Origin of the sequence: Clostridium sp. DL-VIII (assembly GCF_000230835.1) — a bacterium.
GTDB lineage: Bacteria > Bacillota > Clostridia > Clostridiales > Clostridiaceae > Clostridium.
In genome coordinates, this window is sequence record NZ_CM001240.1 from 2881934 (window position 1) to 2899113 (window position 17180).

The following is a 17180-nucleotide window of genomic DNA, read 5'->3' on the forward strand; positions in this document are numbered from 1 at the left end:
AGAAAGTTGGGAAATTATGAAATTTGAGTGGAAAAAGCAAGAAAAAAATTTAGACTTACCAAAAGAGAAACCAGATTTAATAACAGTACCTAAGCAGAAATTTTTTATGATAAGTGGAAAAGGAAATCCAAATGATGAAGAGTTCTCTGAAAAGATAGGTGTATTATATTCTTTATCCTATGCTGTTAGAATGATGCCGAAACAAGGGTATACACCAGATGGTTATTTTGAATATACTGTTTATCCACTTGAGGGCATATGGGATCTAACTGAAGAAGGGAAACAATCTGATATATTAAATAAGGATCAATTGCTATATACAATAATGATTAGACAGCCTGATTTTGTGACGCAGGAAGTAGTTAATAAAGCGTTTGAAAATGTTAGGAAGAAAAAGCCACATCTTTTATTAAATGATGTAACTTTTGAAACTATGGAAGATGGATTATCGGTATACGTATGATTTTGCTTATATAGTATAGTAGTTTTTATTGCTTATAATAAAATAAATCCAAAACCTTTATAATAAATATTTTAGTATAAGGTGGGAGATAAAAGCATTATTCTACTTAGAAGAAACCATGTTATTTATATTTTAGTAGTAGTAGAGTCTATTTTTATAATTACTTGCGTAGTAGGTAAAAAATAATTAGTCAGGCAAGTAGTTTAATAATATTAAACTATGTAGTAGGTGCAATTTATACGAGTACCAAGGTCAGTGATTACAATACTACTATTATATATGTAACTTTATAGTTAATGATTTGGATAATTGGTACCATAACTAATACTAAAAGTCGTACCCATCTAAGTATAATACATTATATTAGGGTGAGTAAGACTTTTTATTTTAAAATATGAATTGTGTTAAAGGTTTTATAATACATGTTAGAGGTAAAATCCATGGAATTAACGGTAATATAAATTTATTATTACAATTCATATAGATTGATATTGATTAATAGGTAATTTGTTAATTAGTAATAATTAAAATTACACCATGAGAAATGAAGTGAGATAAGAGATATTAAGTAATTATATTGTATCAAATTATATTATTGAAATTAATACAGTTATTTGTGTTATATTCAATTTAAGTATATTAATGTATAATACAAATATGTTAATAATTATGGTAAATATGTATTTGTGAGGAAGTAAATGCTTATGAGAGTTAAAAGACCTCTATTAGTAACATTCATTGGAGATTTAAATTTAATATCTATATTTTTTATAATAGCATCATTTTTCCCAACACCTCAATTTGTTGAACAATTTGGATTTTCGTTTATTCCAATATCTAATTTATTTTCCATCTAAACGATATTTCATAAAAGAAGTTGAAACTTCGTAATGATTTATAGTTATAGAGGAATATTAAGTTAATGAATAGTAAATAGAAAGGTGGAATTTCAATTAAGAAGAAATATTTACTTTTAACAATCATAATTGTTATTCTCCTTAGTATAATATGTAGTTTATTTTTTCATAAACATCCTTTTGTGAAAAGTACAAATTTACAGAATGAGAGTTTAGCAGGAATTTGCATTATGAAACAAGCAGATATGTTACTTTTAGAAAAAGAATTTGGTAAATTAACACGTGAGAATACTTATAAAAATGAAATAAGAGGCTTGGAATTTGATAATCCACCTTATTATGCATCTGTTCAAATAGATAAAAATAATCAAGTTATCTGTATATCTTTTGGATATGGAGATAAGACAAGTAATACAAAATTTATAACAAGTAGAGGTATAGGCTCAGACTCTACATTTTCAGATGTACTAAAGGCTTATGGAGATAATTATTTCAAAAAAACTTATTCTGATTTTATGGGTAGTGGTGATGGATACGATGTTACTTATATTGATAAGGAGCAAAATATTTCTATTGAATTTGAGTTTATTGAAAGTAATCCTTATTCTGATAAAAAAGAAGAATTTCTTCATTATATAACTGTAAAGAAATCATTAGATTAATAGAATAAGTAATACATTTTTTGTAGATGTACTAATTGATAAAAAAACATGCTTTTTAAAAATTTAATAATGTAATAATTATAATTTATGCTATAGTAATACAATTAATTCAAGATAGGTGGGATTAGAATGATAATTATGTTTATAATTATTATATTGATTATTATTTTATTATATCACTGGTTAGACACTTCATTAAAAGAAATTAAAGAGCAATTAAATGAAATTGAAAAGAAGATTAAAGATACAGAGTAGATTTTAGTATCATTTGTAATTATTGCATTGTTGTAAATTATGATGAATTAATGTGATTAAGGAGAATTGTAGTATGTATAAAGAAGGAATTGAATCTTGGAGAATAGTAGTATCTAGTGATACATCATTAAATTTTGCTCTTTTTACTGGGTGCCTATATGGATTAATAGATGTTGATAATATAAAAGGTGAAAATAGACTATGGCCTTCAAAATATTTTAATAACGAGTTACCTAAACAATTACCTTTATTAAAAGAACAATGGAATGAATGGTTTAATAATATAGTTAAAGATAGAGGGGGAAAAGTTATATCAAGACAAAGGTTTGACTATAAGTATAATATGTTTAATCCACCTGATTTCTCAGATTTACCATATTCTGAATTAAGAGGATGCTGTAAAAATGCATGGCAACCTTTTATTGAATGGTGGGGAATGATTGGAGGAGGAAAGAATGCTCTTTCATATTTTGAAGGAATTGGCAATGAAAAAATCTATCAATATATTAGTGAATTTGAAAATAAAGTTCAAAGGAAAGTTAAACCATTTAATTTATATATAGATTTGGTATACACAGGAACATTTAAAATTATAGAAGCGAACAGTGAATATATAGTTATGATTCCAGTTAAACCTATATATTTTGATAAAGATTGGTGGATGAATAAGTTGCAGCAGATAGGGTAAAAAGTAATAAATAAATTTAATACATAATGTTCTTATAGGGGGAATGAAAGTATGAATAAAGAATTTTATGTTGGATGGGGAACATTAGCACTTATAAATGCAGGAATTGCACAAGGAAAAAATAGATCTGGACTTAATTGGTTTCTATTATCTATATTTCTTGGCCCAATAGCAACATTATGCTTAGTGGTATCTGATAAAAAATAGATTGTCAATTAATATAAGATCAGTAGCAAAATTAGAAAAACATAATAAATACTTGCTATTAGAGTTTTACTTTCATATAAACAATTATTAGTTTAACATGATGTTTTAAATTGCCTGATAATAGAAAATAATTTTAAAATATTGATAATAAGAGGAGGAGAAAAGATGAAGCTAAAAGTTTTAGTAGATAATAATACATATATTGACCAATATTATTATGGTGAACCAGCTGTTTCCTATTATATTGAAGATAGAAATGTTAGACTCTTATTAGATGTTGGATATTCGGATTTATTTCTTAAAAATGCAGATGCGTTAGGAATAGATTTAAAAAAATTAAATACCATTGTTATTTCACATGGGCATGATGACCATACCAGAGGATTAAAATATTATTCTGAACAGAATAGAAACCGTAATATTTCTATTATTGCCCACCAAGACACATTTAAAGAAAAGATAATGGGGAATTTAAAAATTTGTTCTCCTATTTTACAAGATGAATTGAAAGAGAAATGTAATCTAATTCTATCAAAAGAACCTAAAAAGGTTAGTGAAAATCTGATATTCTTAGGAGAAATACCTAAAATGAATGATTTTGAAAATAGAAAACCTATAGGAAAACAAGTGGAAGGTAAAATATTAGTAGATGATTATGTAATGGATGATACAGCACTTGCCTATAAAAGTGAAAATGGTATTTACATTATTACTGGATGTTCTCATAGTGGAATTTGCAATATTGTAGAATATGCAAAAAAGGTCTGTAATGATAATAGAGTGTTAGGCATTATAGGAGGATTTCATTTATTTGAAGTAAATGATCAGGTAAATAAAACTATAAATTATTTAAAACAGAATAATATAAAAGAGTTATATCCATGCCATTGCACCTCCTTTGCTGTTAGAGCGGAAATTTATAAAATTTTGCCAGTAAAAGAAGTTGGAGTGGGCTTGGAAATCAATTGGTAACAATGTGGTGAAATCCAATATACATATGAAAGAAGAAATTAAAATGCAAATATAAAACATAAATATAGGGAGAATAGATTATGGGATTTAATATAATTAATATGAATACTTGGGATAGGAAGGAGTGTTTTAATCATTTCTTTAATAATGCAAAATGTACATACAGTATAACTGTTAATATTGATATTACAAATCTGTATAATTACACAAAAACTAATAAGTTTAGATTTTACCCAACCTTTACATGGGTTGTCTCTAAAGCTATAAATAACTATAAGGAATTTAAAATGGCATTTGATGAAGAGGGGAGATTAGGATTCTTTGATGAAATTGGTCCAAGTTATTCTGTATTAGATGATAAAACTAAAGTAATGAGTGATTTATATACGGCATTTGATAATGTATTTTTGAATTTTTATAAAGATATGGAAAATTCTTTAGACAGTTATAAACAAGATACTAATTTTTCTACAAAGTTTCAAAATAATTTTTTCATTGTTTCGTGTTTGCCGTGGTTTAATTACACATCTTTTAATGTAAATAATGAAGGAAGTAGTCCCTTTCTCTTTCCAATGGTAACATGGGGAAAGTTCTTTGAAGAAGGTAAGAAAATTATTATGCCAGTAACTATTCAGGTTCATCATGCTGTTGCTGATGGATACCACTGTTCATTGTTTTTTTCAGAGATAAAAGAAATATCATCAAATCCAGAACAATATTTAAAGTAAACTCAAAAATATGTATACAATATTCTTATTATTGACAATAAATATTGCTTCTCACAAAGTTATTGAAAAGTGTGGATTTGTTTATGAGGGAACATTACGAGATTTTTTTTATCAAGATGGAAAATATATAGATAGATTATATTACTCGATTTTGAAAGATGAATTAAATTATTTGTAAATGTAACAGTCTTTTAGAATATGATTAAATAAGTTATTAATATTTATTTATAGGGATGAAGCACCTGTCGCTTGTGAAGTATTTAAAGAATAGAATGTTGAATGTATAGAATTAAAACGAATATTTGTAGTAAAGGAAAACAGAGGACAAGGGTTGCCAAAATAATAGTTAATATAATGGACTAATTGAATGGATAATTAGTTAGTTCTGGGGAGGTATATTACAATATGCTTGGACATTTAGGATTTTCTTATGTAGGATTAATATATTTATTAATGTTATTTATTCCCAATATTATTTGGAGTAATAACCAACCAGTAGGTTCAAATGATATTAAAGAAAATAAAATACTACTATTATTTGAGCGTGTAGGTCAAGTGTTTTGTACATGCAGTGTATTAATTTTTAGTGATTTTAATATAAAGCAACTATCCATATGGAGTTTGTGGCTTATAGTATCATTTTTACTTATGGTATTATATGAAATTTGTTGGATTAGATATTTTCATAATAAACATACAGAAGAAAATTTTTATAGTAGTTTTTTTCATATACCAATACCACTTGCAAGTTTATCTGTTACAGCCTTTTTGTTATTAGGTATCTACGGAAAGGTTATTTTCTTGATTATTTCAACAATTATTCTTGGTATAGGACATATGGGAATACATATTCAACATTTAAAAGGAATAAAGGAATTATAGTTGATTTATTACATTTAGTATAAGTGCAGTAATAGAATAATCATTTTACACAAAAGGAGCCGTTAGAATTGAATTGTGATCAAATATGGAAATGTAATTTACTTGTTATACTTGATTTGATCGATCAAAAGATAATTTTTCGTAGATTATGAATATAGTCCCAAGAAAAAGTAATACAAATGATAATATTTAATTTACTGATAGTATTCTTTTGGTTATAGATTTTTTATATGGAAATTTTCTATATAAACATGCCATGCTTCCATTACTAAGAGGAAAAGAAAAAGCATTAGGTAGTAGTCAAAGTATTGAATATTTATGGAATAAAGATAGTAACTATGATCTGTTTTCTAAAATGTATGAATGATTGGATAAAAAGTTGTAGAAGAGGGGATTTCAATGGAAACAGCCGCAGGTGTGATTTTTGTATTGATAATGATAATAATTGGGATGATTTTTGGAATGTCAGTACAATTCATAGGTATTATTGCTAATTGAGTTTCTAAGTTTTTTAAAAAATTATTTTAAAATGAAGAAATATTGGGATTAACAAGTATTTTTGTGATTTAGAAAATATTTAGAATGATCAATCTAATAAGGGGGGAAGCTATGAAAGTAAAATCAATTTTTAAGTATTTGGTTATTATTGTATTAATATTCTTGATGATAGCTTTAAGAGCATATATTACAAGACAGTTAAAATCACAGTTTGAAGTAATATATCGTATAAATTTCTCTATTTTATTTATTGGGTCGTTTATTAATGTTGCTATCGGATTAATATTAGGAATTGAATATTTAATTAACGAAGTAAAAAAAGAAGGGATATTGAAACTAAATTTACCTAAAATAATTATAATGGGAGTACCATCCATGTATTTCTCATTCGCTTATTTAATAGGCTATTGTAATAATGAATTTATACAAAAAACACTATTATCCTATCCAATAATTAATTTATTTGATTATGATTCCAGTTTTATATCTGTGTCTCAAATAATATTTGGCTATATTATTATTACGAGCTTTTATAGATATAATAATTTTTTGGATAAATAAATCATAGCTAATATGTAAGTATTCTTGTAGATTTGAAGGGGTGAATATTGTGAAAAATTTACAAAAAATAGTTAATGTGGAGTTTATTTGTTTTGTTAACAGTAGCACATATCTGTTAAGTATAGCTAATTATAAAAATGACAGTAAGAAATGAGAGATATATAGATAGATTAAAGCATGATATTAATTGATTCACATAAATATAAAAGATGGACAAGGATTAGATTAAGCATGTCCATCTGTTAATATTTCTTAATACAAATCCTTTATAAGAGATTTATAATCGTTACTTAATGAATTTATTATATTAGCAATAGTCCATAAGTTTATGAATAAATTCGGCAGATGGCTAGATCAATAAGAAGAGGAATAGTTAATTAATAATCTTTTTAATCAGTTAATTTTTATTAAAGTCTGATATGAATTTCACAAAACATTTTAAGGAAGGCACAATAAGTACAAGCGTTGCTAAAAAGAAATAACTATGATTATTAATAATCTAATAATAAATTATTCTTTGGTATTTTGAGGAAAAGAGGGGCTTCAATGAATATGAGGAATGAAATAGAAGTTGTATTTTTTGACTTGTTCTTTACACTAATTACACCACGATATAATGAGTTTCGGAATGAAAATGATGTATTAGGAATAGCAAAAGAAGAATGGGAAAAGTATGCAGAAGATAATGAGCTATATTTAGAGAGGGCAACTGGAAGAGAAACAAATCCGCAAAAAATAATTGAAAGTATTGTTAAAAAAATTGGGATGACGGTTAGCAAGAATCAAATAAACGAAATTTTGCAGTTAAGAGAAAATAGATTTAAAAAATCATTAATTGACGTAGATTATAAAGTCATAAATGCTCTCTTGGATATAAAGAAGAGTGGAAAAAAGTTATGTTTAATTAGTAATGCGGATATAATTGATGTAATGTATTGGAGTGAATCTCCATTAAATTGCTTATTTGATGATAGAATATTTTCATATGAAGTGGGATATTTAAAGCCTCAAAGTGAAATATACGAAATTGCATTAAAGAAAATGAAGACTATTCCTGAAAAATGTTTTTTTGTTGGAGATGGCGGGTCTGATGAATTAAAAGGTGCAAAAAAACTGGGGATGAGGACTATACTAACAGGACATTTATTAGAAAAGGAAAGAAAAGATTATGATGCAATAAAAAATTTTGCTGATTTTTATATAATAGATTTTAGAGAGATTGTTGATATAATAAGGAATTAATAAATTTATTATAAAGTATAATGCAAAGTAGTTATTAGAAAAAAATTAGTGAGGAGTGTAAAATGCGTACAGAGCAAGAAATGTTTAATTTAATATTAAGTGCTGCAGAAAATGACGAAAGAATTCGCGCAGTTGTTATGAATGGTTCAAGGACAAATCGAAATGCTATAAAAGATATTTTTCAGGATTATGATATTGTATATGTTGTTAATGAAACTAAGCCATTTCGTGAAAAGAAGAACTGGATAGACAGATTCGGAGAAAGATTATATATGCAATATCCAGATGAAAATTCTTATTATGAAAATGATTTAGAGAATTCTTATGGATGGCTTATTCAATTTACAGACGGAAATCGTCTTGATTTGCATGTATGCACATTATCACATGTGCTAAAAGAAATTGAAAATGACAAGCTTTGTAAAATATTACTTGATAAAGATAAGTGTTTGCCTGACGTAGCAGAGGCAACAGATAAAGATTATTGGGTGAAGAAACCAACAGAGAATAATTTTTATGATACTTGTAATGAATTTTGGTGGTGTCTTAATAATGTTGCAAAAGGACTATGGAGAGAAGAAATACCTTATGTAATGGACATGTTAAATTATTATGTTCGCCCACAGTTAATTCGTTTAATGGAGTGGAAAATAGGATTTGATACAAATTTTACTGTGAGTGTTGGAAAATCAGGAAAGTATATGTATAGATGGTTAAAGAAAGAGACATGGGATATATTTTTAAAAACATATCCTTCAGGGCAAGTTCAAGGTATTTGGAAATCAGTTTTTATTATGTGCGATTTATTTGATGATATTGCTAAGGATGTAGCTTGCAATATGAAGGTTAAATACAATGAAATTGAAGCAAATAACAGTTTGAAATTCTTAAAGGATGTGCATTTATTACCAAAAAATGCAAAAGAAATATATCAATAATATTCAAATAAAACTAATGCTCAATGTTTTTTAATTGTTGTAACAAGTAGTGATAGGTATGAAGATATTTATATAATGGGGGAAGACTATGAAGATAAGGAAAATGATTATTGATGATTACCAAGCAGTATATGAGTTATGGAATAATACACCTGGAATGGGTATGAGGAATGTAGATGATTCAAAAGAAGGTATTGAAAAGTATCTTAAAAGAAACCCTGAAACCTGCTTTGTTGCAGAAGTTGAAAATAAAATAGTTGGTGTTATTTTGAGTGGACATGATGGTAGAAGAGGCTATATATATCATACAGCAGTTAGTAATACCACTCGAAAGCAGGGAATAGGTACAAAATTAGTGAATACTGCAATTGAGGCATTAAAAGAGCAAGGAATAAATAAGGTTGCGTTGGTAGCTTTTGAAACAAATGAATTAGGAAATTCTTTTTGGAAATCGCAAGGATTTGAAGAGAGAAATGATTTAGTATATAGAAATAAGAGCCTTAATGATGATAATGTTTAATTATAAAAAATTAATATGATTTAAGGCCGCACTTTTAGAATTAAAAATAATTGATGATGCGAGCAGTTTCTAAAATTAGATGAGGAGTTGATAATATGAATTATAGAGTTGACATACTTTTATTTGATGAATTTGAAACCTTAGATGTATTTGGCCCTGTTGAAATATTTGGGCGATTACCAGAGATTTTTAAATTGAATTTTATATCAGTTAATGGTGGGCTTGTTGAAAGTTCTCAAAAAGTAAAAGTAGAGACTAATTTATATGCAAAAGATGTTGATACTTTGAAAATTTTATTTGTACCAGGTGGAAGTGGTACAAGAGAAAAGGTTAATGATAATAATTTTATTAACTTCATTGAAAATATTTCTAAAGAATCAAAATACATAATTAGTGTATGTACTGGTTCGGCTTTACTTGCAAAAGCAGGAATTTTAAATGGACAAAGAGCAACAACAAATAAAAGAGCATTTAAGTGGGTTACAGAACAAAACGAAGATGTATTATGGGTAAAAGAAGCAAGATGGGTAAGGAATGGTAACATATATACATCTTCTGGAGTATCGGCAGGAATGGATATGGCCCTTGGTTTTATAGAAGACCTAATGGGAAAAGAAAAAGCATTAGAGATTAGCCGACATATTGAATATTTCTGGAATGAAGACAGTAACTATGATCCATTTTCTAAAATGTATGAATGATTAGATAAAAATTAAAGGCTCACCATTTCTCGTTATATGGTAAGCCTATTTATTGAGCGATTATTGCTTTTGAGTATTCTTTAGAGCTGAAACAAGTGAATTTACACAAGTTTCTATATCGCTGTCATTGGACATTTCAGTACCAATTTCAATAAGTAATGAATTTTTAGATAAATCTTGATTAAAGCATAATTGTCCACGATGATAAGAAAGTATTTCTGCTTTAATTTCATTTGAATTATTGATATTTTGTGATAGCTCTTCAGCAAATTTTTTATTTTCTTCATAAAAAGGACTATTTTCTGCAAGAACAAGTAGTATCTTTCTTTTATCAGCTTTAGAATCATCTGACATATATCGATGTATGTCTAAGAGAGTTGTGTCTGAATAATTTTTTACATCAGTTGTTATTAAATCACGTGAATTCTTATACGAATCAGCATATTCTTCAGGTACTGTACACTTGATAAAATTGCTTTTAAGACCTTCATTAACAAGTTTATTATTAATTGAAGCACCTACATCGGTTATATTTATACCTGATGGGTAATCTTCATCAGCATGACTGTTATAAATTACTATGTCAGATGAAAATGGTGCTATAGAATTTGTGTAATCAGCTTGTGATTTTTTTATATTGGCTGTGGCTTTTTCATTAGATGTATTATTAACTATATTATTAGAAGGTGTGATTGGTGATGGTGTTTGTAATACTGAAGTATTAGTAATACCTGGCTTAGAAGCATTTATTTCAATTCCGATGCCGCCTATAAAAACAACAATAATAGTTCCAAGCAATATTCCTTTAAAACTAATCTTCTTATATCTTGAAATCATAAGAATCCTCCTTTTTATTTCCGAATTATTCATAACCATTGAAGTCGTACCAGCAAGTCTATTGCTACATCCACATAACTCCAATACTTTTATTAATACATTACCATATTGTATATTTTCGCCTTCATTCAAATAAGAAATCACATGGTTATCACATGAAAATTCACAGTCTTTTTTCATTTTATTAAGACTATAAAGAATTATTGGATTAAACCAATAAATAATAGATAATAAAGTTATGATTAAATTTATTAATAGATCTTTTTTCTTCAAATGAGTTAATTCGTGCATTATAATATACTTAAAATCTTCAGAATCAATATTTTTTGCTATATTTATTGGAATTAATATCTTTGGTTTTATTAAACCACATAAAGAAGGACTGTTTATTTTAGGGCAGTATAATAATTCTACTGCAGTTTTTACATGCATAATGCTTCTGCAATTATATAGAATTTCTTTATGTGAGTTATTTACATCTTTAATGGAAAATTCAACAATTTGCTTAAGTTTTTTATGTGCTGAAATAAATATCCATATTAATAACATAACTCCTAATATCCAGAGAAAAACGAATAGTTTTTCAATGTGAATTTGGGTTTTGAATGGTATATAAATGTGTGGATTGAGTTTAGTGTTATATGAAAGCTTAAAAGAATTTATTGGTGTTAAATCTTCTAAACCTATGTCTTGAGGTTGTTTTACAGAATTTGTTTGTGCATTTTGTGAATCTTCATTAGTACTATTCTGTATATATAAGCTTTGGTTTATATTGGGAAAACTTAGAGGGGTTTCTGGTCCGAAAGGAATTATTAATTTTATAAGTAAGATTAACCAGATATAATAATGAAATGTAGGATTTAATTTATCTCTAAATACCCTTTTTATAATTAATATCATTAGTGATATTATGCTCCCAATTAAGGATGAGAGTATAATCATCTTAAAAATATTTAAAAAATCCATACACATCAACCTTTCTTTTTGTTTGATTGTTTGAGTATGTTTTTCAAGTCTTCTATGTCAGCTTCAGATATTTCTTTTGATTCAACAAAGTTTAAGAGCATAGATTTAATAGAACCGTTAAAGACTTTATTGATAAAAGATTGGCTTTCTAATTTGATGCATTCATCTTCTGGTACCAGAGAAAAATATAGATATTCGTTACCTAATTTTTTAAAGCTAATTACATTTTTATTTAATAACCTGTTTATTAGACTTTTTATTGTGGTTGGTTTCCATTCTACTTTATCTTGTAATTCATGTATAATGTTAACTGAGGTAATTTCAGAGTGATTCCATATTATTTTCATCACTTCCCATTCGGCATTTGATATTTTAGGAATTTCATTCATTATTATTTCACCTCCATCCTGATTACAAACGTAATTTCTATTTTTAGTTTACACTTGTAATTAGTGAAGGTCAATATATAACTGGAATATTTTTCAATATATTTTCTCAACAATTTTTGTAAGAATTATGACAAAATCTGGATTTAGAGAAAATTATATAGAATTTAACAACTTGACAGTAAAAAACTTGGTATTAAGCTATGAATGAGCGAATTACGCTTGTTAGAGCAGAATAGACAAAAATGATAATCGTTTGATAATTTTGGCGATAAAACTAAATTTTTAATGCAGTTTTAATAATAAAGGTTTATAATGTACTAAATATAAGAACTTGTGGTAAAGATAGAGTATTATTATAGGGAATTTTACTAACGTAAATATAACAATTACTATGAAAAAGAGGTGTAGGTATGTATTTAAATATTTTAAAAAGGATAAATATTTTTGATAATTATGTTTTATTCATAATCAAAAAATATATGCAGAATAAATATTTAGATAGATTAATGCCAATAGTAACAAGTATGGGCAACTTAGGTGCGATATGGATTCTTATAGCTGTCATTTTAATGTTAGACAAATCATACAGATTAATCGGAAATATAGTTATATTAACACTTATTATAAGTACTATTGTTGGAGAAGGAATAGTAAAACATATAGTGAGACGAATCAGACCATACAACGGCAAAAATAATAGTAATATCTTGATTTCAAAGCCAACTACATACTCTTTTCCATCTGGGCATACTTTATCTTCATTTGCAGTTGCAGAAATGCTATCTATGTATCTAAATAAATATACAACTATATTTATTTTAATAGCATTTTTAATAGCTGTTTCAAGGATTTATTTATATGTACACTATCCAACGGATGTTATAGCAGGGGTTATAATTGGGGTATTATGTTCTAAGATGATTTTTATAATTTTACATGAAAGGCATATAGCCAATGTTATTTTACTTTATCAAAATATATTTATCTTTTATTAATAGTGTTAAGATAGAGACAATTTATAGGTAGGAGAAATTAAGAATGATTTTTTTTGGACATTTAGGAATAACTACAGGAGTAATTAAGATTTATGAAAAAATAGCTCATAAAGATAAAGATTTAGATTTAGATAGTGAAGTATCAATTGATTATAGAGTTGTTCTGATAGGATCAATATTGCCTGACATAATAGACAAACCTATTGGTGCTTACATATTTCGCAATACTTTTCATAACAGTCGTATATTTGCACATACATTACTATTCTCGGTTTTGATAATGTTAATAGGTTTATGCATATTATATAAGTATAAAAAAAGTAATATTCTGTTACTTGGAATTTGCACATCTATACATTTAATATTAGATAGTATGTGGTTATATCCTGAAATACTTTTTTGGCCATATTTTGGATGGAGATTTCCTGTAAGACCCGAAGGAAATTGGGTGCAAAGCGATATTATTAGACTTGCTACAGACCCGAGCTATTATCTATCTGAATTAATAGGATTTATGATTATTGCATATTATTTCATGAGATTAATAAAAAAAAGGCAAATTAACACATTCTTAAAGAATGGTAAGCTATAAATTTTGAAAGAAAGAATATAAAGTAATTTTAGAATATCTTTATTTTTACCTATATTAAAGTATTTATCAAGTTTAGCATTTCAGTCTAAAGTAAATTTTGTTGTGTGTGAAAATGGTTTGAAAAAATTATATAGGATTTAACAACTTGACAGCAGAACACGCGTTTGATACCATATATTTATGATAATTACATATATTGGAGGTTGGAACGTGAATATAGATGAGAGGCATAAAAAGATTGTGGAGATTGTTAAGGATAAATTAACATGTTCAGCACATAATTTAGATCATGTATTTAGAGTTTATAATCTTTGCTTGTTACTTGCAAAGTACGAGGAAAATGTTGATTTAGAAATACTTATTCCAGCAGCATTATTACATGATATTGCAAGAGTGGAAGAAAGCAACGATAAAACAGGAGAAATTGATCATGCAGTTTTGGGGAGTGTAGTTGCAGAAAATATATTAAGAAAATTAGAATATGAAGAAGAGAAAATAGAGAAGATAAAGCACTGTATCACATCACATAGATTTAGAACAGGGAATGAGCCTAATACAATAGAAGCGAAAATACTGTTTGATTCAGATAAACTTGATATTATAGGTGCAAGTGGAATTGCTCGTACTTTTATGTTAGCGGGACAATTTGGACAAAGATTAACAGTAGATGAAGAGTTAAATGATTACATAAAATCCAATACAGTAGAAAATGGAAGGTTGAAAGATGTTTCAAAGCATACACCTTTTATTGAGTATGAAGTAAAGTTTAAAAAAATTCCAGATAAATTATATACAGAGAAGGCAAGAGAAATAGGAAAAGAAAGACTAGGATTTATGAATGAATATTTTAATAGGTTAAAGTTAGAAATAAAGGGTATCAAATAAAATTATTTGATGAAATACCAAATGATTTAACTTATCCATTAATTCAACCGTTTTTACATAAGAAAGTATTAGAAGTTTTAAACAAGATATAGACTACTTACAAATTAATAACTTAAATGATCTGTTGGAGTTTTTATAATATATAAAAATTAGATTTGATGAGGTAAGCATATATGGAGAATCTAAGTACAAAAAATGACTTTACCTCTATAAAATCAGAAAAATTAATTATAGATGTAGTTTCTTTTATTACTAAGTAAATTTGAATCAACTACTTTTGTAGATTGATAGAAGGATACATAGTCATTAGTTTCATTGAATACTTTATATCCAGCACTTTTTAATAGTTCAACTTCTCTTTTAAAATCTTCAATTGAAGTATCTTCGCGACGTATTTCGATTGACTCTCTAATTACCATTCAAACCTCACCTTTATCTAAAATATTATTGTTTATTTTTATTGAGTTGCTTTTTGTATTCAACAACGATCAATTTATCTAATTCTTGACTTAATTTTAAAATATAATCGCTACTTAAATCTTCATTATTTACTATTGCTGCATGTAACATATCCCTCAACATCTCTATATCATGCGGTATTATATCATGCATTATTTTCACTCAACCTCCTTTCATGCTTAAAAACTATTCGTACCTATATTAAATATTTTGATATCTATAGATATTATTAGAGAAACAAAAAAATGTAATATGCATATTTGTTAATTATTAAATATGTACATACAAAGGCATCATTTCTTTTGCATTTCAGTTAGTTGGGTTTAATTTATAATATAATTTTCTAATCAGTTTGCATAATAGCATCCATAAGATAAATACAAGTAGTTACTTATACTTGAATATAGCATATAAATTACAGTAGTATAAAGATTTGGCTATAATATCTTTATACTATCTTTTTAGTTAAATGCTTACTATGAAACTAATTATATAGATATTTTCATTGTCTTACAAATTTAACAAGCGTAAATGAATTCATTAGAATTAACTTACGCTTGTCATTGATATTTACAGTATTTTAATTTATTCCTTGATTGTTAAGATAGTGAGGTACTTACATATAGATGAATTATATTATTTTTGAATTTATTAGATAGTATGTGACTTTTACTATTATTAGTATTAATGGCCTTTATCTAAGCAAATGTAATATTTGATATTAAAATCACTGATGAAATTGTTTATAATATTATTTTTTTATAAGAGTTGATTTTTTTTAATGTAAAAAAATCGACAATATTTCACTTACTTTTGTAATATAATAGCGAAATTTGCGATAAAAAAAGCGTTTTTTTAAAAAAGATTTAATACTTTTAATATTTAACTAGTTACATCGTTTGATCTATTTCTTTTATTTTTATTAATGTAGATTGTATATATTTAAATGAAGCAACTTATTTATTTACTATTATAACATAGTAATAGAATAAGAGATGAAAAAAGTATTTTTAAATTTCATTATTATTAAATGATAATGTTCTATGTCTTAATTTTTATAAATTCATTATTTAATGCATATTTTACTAAAGATTAAGTTTTAATGCTGTAGATAAGGGAAATATTAGTAATAATAAATTTTTTATACCAAATTTAAGTAAAAAAAGCTATAATTAGTATAGAAAAAAGGTTTGTCTTCATAGGTGTTCCTAATATAGGTACTGCCTTAAGTTGAGATGGATAGAAAATTATAACGGAACAGTAGGTTATTGCAAGCAGAATATATTAAAAATAATTTGAAAGGAAGTTTATTATGGGAGAATTATCAAAGCTGCCTAATATCGGAAAGGAAGTTGAAAGCCAATTAAATGAAGTAGGTATATTTAATTATGATGAATTAAAGAAAATTGGTGCTGAGCAGGTGTGGCTTAGAATACAAGAAATTGATGCTTCTGCGTGTATTCATAGATTGTTAGCATTTGAAGGCGCAATTAATGGCGTTAAAAAGACAGAGCTTCCACAGGAACGTAAGGCAGAATTAAAAGATTTTTATAATAGTCACAAAATAAAATAGTAAGTTGAAAAGGAGCTTAAATCTAAATTTGAAAGAATAGTTTATTTTACATAAAAAAGTTAAAAATATCTATAAAGTATACGATAATAAGAGTAAACGTTGTGAAAGGGGTAAAACAATGAGTAAAGTAACAAGAGATACTATTATTGAAGCAATTAAAGAACTTTCAGAAGAGCAGCAAGAGGTTATATTATATTTAGTAGATATATTTGAAGGAGAAGAAGAAACAATTCTTGAGTATTGTAAAAAAGAGTTGGTTAATTAATAATCTATGTTAATTGATATATATTATTGTATAGTAAAGAATAAT

22 protein-coding genes and 2 pseudogenes are annotated in these 17180 nt (G+C 26.4%); 20 read left to right on the forward strand and 4 right to left on the reverse strand.

Annotated features, from left to right (window positions below):
- Positions 1-16: 16 nt before the first annotated feature.
- The 15 genes and pseudogenes from CDLVIII_RS13155 to CDLVIII_RS13205 form a co-directional block, all read left to right on the forward strand.
- Positions 17-454: pseudogene (locus CDLVIII_RS13155) on the forward strand (hypothetical protein); the annotation flags it as partial.
- Positions 455-1167: 713 nt separating this feature from the next.
- Positions 1168-1320, forward strand: a complete 153-nt coding sequence (locus tag CDLVIII_RS31280) for a hypothetical protein (RefSeq protein WP_186005571.1) — start codon at positions 1168-1170, stop codon at positions 1318-1320.
- Between the two features lie 230 nt (positions 1321-1550).
- A complete protein-coding gene (locus CDLVIII_RS13160) occupies positions 1551-1982 on the forward strand; it encodes a hypothetical protein (RefSeq protein ID WP_009169926.1) in 432 nt (143 codons plus the stop codon).
- Between the two features lie 129 nt (positions 1983-2111).
- A complete protein-coding gene (locus tag CDLVIII_RS32555; RefSeq protein WP_009169927.1) occupies positions 2112-2237 on the forward strand; it encodes a hypothetical protein in 126 nt (41 codons plus the stop codon).
- 73 nt (positions 2238-2310) lie between these two features.
- Positions 2311-2925 (forward strand): hypothetical protein, encoded by a 615-nt coding sequence (locus CDLVIII_RS13165; RefSeq protein WP_009169928.1) that lies wholly within the window; start codon positions 2311-2313, stop codon positions 2923-2925.
- A gap of 51 nt (positions 2926-2976) precedes the next feature.
- The gene (locus tag CDLVIII_RS31285) at positions 2977-3132 is read left to right on the forward strand and encodes a hypothetical protein (RefSeq protein ID WP_009169929.1); all 156 of its coding nucleotides are present in this window, start codon (positions 2977-2979) and stop codon (positions 3130-3132) included.
- A 165-nt stretch (positions 3133-3297) separates the two neighbouring features.
- Positions 3298-4104 carry an MBL fold metallo-hydrolase gene (locus CDLVIII_RS13170; protein WP_009169930.1) on the forward strand — a complete coding sequence of 269 codons (807 nt, stop codon included), beginning with the start codon at positions 3298-3300 and terminating at the stop codon, positions 4102-4104.
- An 80-nt stretch (positions 4105-4184) separates the two neighbouring features.
- Positions 4185-4832 carry a chloramphenicol acetyltransferase CAT gene (locus CDLVIII_RS13175; RefSeq protein ID WP_009169931.1) on the forward strand — a complete coding sequence of 216 codons (648 nt, stop codon included), beginning with the start codon at positions 4185-4187 and terminating at the stop codon, positions 4830-4832.
- Between the two features lie 405 nt (positions 4833-5237).
- Complete coding sequence (locus CDLVIII_RS13180) at positions 5238-5714, forward strand: hypothetical protein (RefSeq protein WP_009169932.1); 477 nt, start codon at positions 5238-5240, stop codon at positions 5712-5714.
- A gap of 268 nt (positions 5715-5982) precedes the next feature.
- A pseudogene (locus tag CDLVIII_RS30725) lies at positions 5983-6081 on the forward strand (DJ-1/PfpI family protein); the annotation flags it as partial.
- Between the two features lie 242 nt (positions 6082-6323).
- A complete protein-coding gene (locus tag CDLVIII_RS13185) occupies positions 6324-6773 on the forward strand; it encodes a hypothetical protein (protein WP_009169934.1) in 450 nt (149 codons plus the stop codon).
- A 546-nt stretch (positions 6774-7319) separates the two neighbouring features.
- Positions 7320-8015 carry an HAD-IA family hydrolase gene (locus CDLVIII_RS13190; RefSeq protein ID WP_009169935.1) on the forward strand — a complete coding sequence of 232 codons (696 nt, stop codon included), beginning with the start codon at positions 7320-7322 and terminating at the stop codon, positions 8013-8015.
- A 62-nt stretch (positions 8016-8077) separates the two neighbouring features.
- Positions 8078-8953 (forward strand): aminoglycoside 6-adenylyltransferase, encoded by an 876-nt coding sequence (locus CDLVIII_RS13195; RefSeq protein ID WP_009169936.1) that lies wholly within the window; start codon positions 8078-8080, stop codon positions 8951-8953.
- A gap of 88 nt (positions 8954-9041) precedes the next feature.
- Positions 9042-9473, forward strand: coding sequence for a GNAT family N-acetyltransferase (locus CDLVIII_RS13200; RefSeq protein WP_009169937.1), 432 nt, complete (start codon positions 9042-9044; stop codon positions 9471-9473).
- 95 nt (positions 9474-9568) lie between these two features.
- Positions 9569-10174: a DJ-1/PfpI family protein gene (locus CDLVIII_RS13205; RefSeq protein ID WP_009169938.1), complete on the forward strand. Its 606-nt coding sequence runs from the start codon at positions 9569-9571 to the stop codon at positions 10172-10174.
- Positions 10175-10234: 60 nt separating this feature from the next.
- Here CDLVIII_RS13205 and CDLVIII_RS13210 read toward each other — a convergent pair whose 3' ends face one another.
- A complete protein-coding gene (locus CDLVIII_RS13210) occupies positions 10235-11911 on the reverse strand; it encodes a M56 family metallopeptidase (RefSeq protein ID WP_242835923.1) in 1677 nt (558 codons plus the stop codon).
- 71 nt (positions 11912-11982) lie between these two features.
- Positions 11983-12366: a BlaI/MecI/CopY family transcriptional regulator gene (locus CDLVIII_RS13215; protein WP_009169940.1), complete on the reverse strand. Its 384-nt coding sequence runs from the start codon at positions 12364-12366 to the stop codon at positions 11983-11985.
- Positions 12367-12776: 410 nt separating this feature from the next.
- On the opposite strand from CDLVIII_RS13215, the gene CDLVIII_RS13220 reads away from it, so the two are divergent.
- The 3 genes from CDLVIII_RS13220 (at position 12777) to CDLVIII_RS13230 (ending at position 14838) form a co-directional block, all read left to right on the forward strand.
- Entirely contained in the window at positions 12777-13361 is a 585-nt protein-coding gene (locus CDLVIII_RS13220) for a phosphatase PAP2 family protein (RefSeq protein WP_009169941.1), read from the forward strand.
- 43 nt (positions 13362-13404) lie between these two features.
- Positions 13405-13953 (forward strand): metal-dependent hydrolase, encoded by a 549-nt coding sequence (locus CDLVIII_RS13225; RefSeq protein ID WP_009169942.1) that lies wholly within the window; start codon positions 13405-13407, stop codon positions 13951-13953.
- 210 nt (positions 13954-14163) lie between these two features.
- Positions 14164-14838, forward strand: coding sequence for an HD domain-containing protein (locus tag CDLVIII_RS13230; protein WP_009169943.1), 675 nt, complete (start codon positions 14164-14166; stop codon positions 14836-14838).
- A gap of 224 nt (positions 14839-15062) precedes the next feature.
- Here CDLVIII_RS13230 and CDLVIII_RS13235 read toward each other — a convergent pair whose 3' ends face one another.
- Positions 15063-15257: a hypothetical protein gene (locus tag CDLVIII_RS13235; protein ID WP_009169944.1), complete on the reverse strand. Its 195-nt coding sequence runs from the start codon at positions 15255-15257 to the stop codon at positions 15063-15065.
- A 25-nt stretch (positions 15258-15282) separates the two neighbouring features.
- Complete coding sequence (locus CDLVIII_RS13240) at positions 15283-15450, reverse strand: aspartyl-phosphate phosphatase Spo0E family protein (RefSeq protein ID WP_035301778.1); 168 nt, start codon at positions 15448-15450, stop codon at positions 15283-15285.
- A 1159-nt stretch (positions 15451-16609) separates the two neighbouring features.
- Here CDLVIII_RS13240 and CDLVIII_RS13245 point away from each other — a divergent pair.
- The gene (locus CDLVIII_RS13245; RefSeq protein WP_009169946.1) at positions 16610-16870 is read left to right on the forward strand and encodes a TfoX/Sxy family protein; all 261 of its coding nucleotides are present in this window, start codon (positions 16610-16612) and stop codon (positions 16868-16870) included.
- A gap of 118 nt (positions 16871-16988) precedes the next feature.
- Positions 16989-17135 (forward strand): hypothetical protein, encoded by a 147-nt coding sequence (locus CDLVIII_RS31290; protein ID WP_009169947.1) that lies wholly within the window; start codon positions 16989-16991, stop codon positions 17133-17135.
- The last annotated feature ends 45 nt before the right edge of the window (positions 17136-17180 follow it).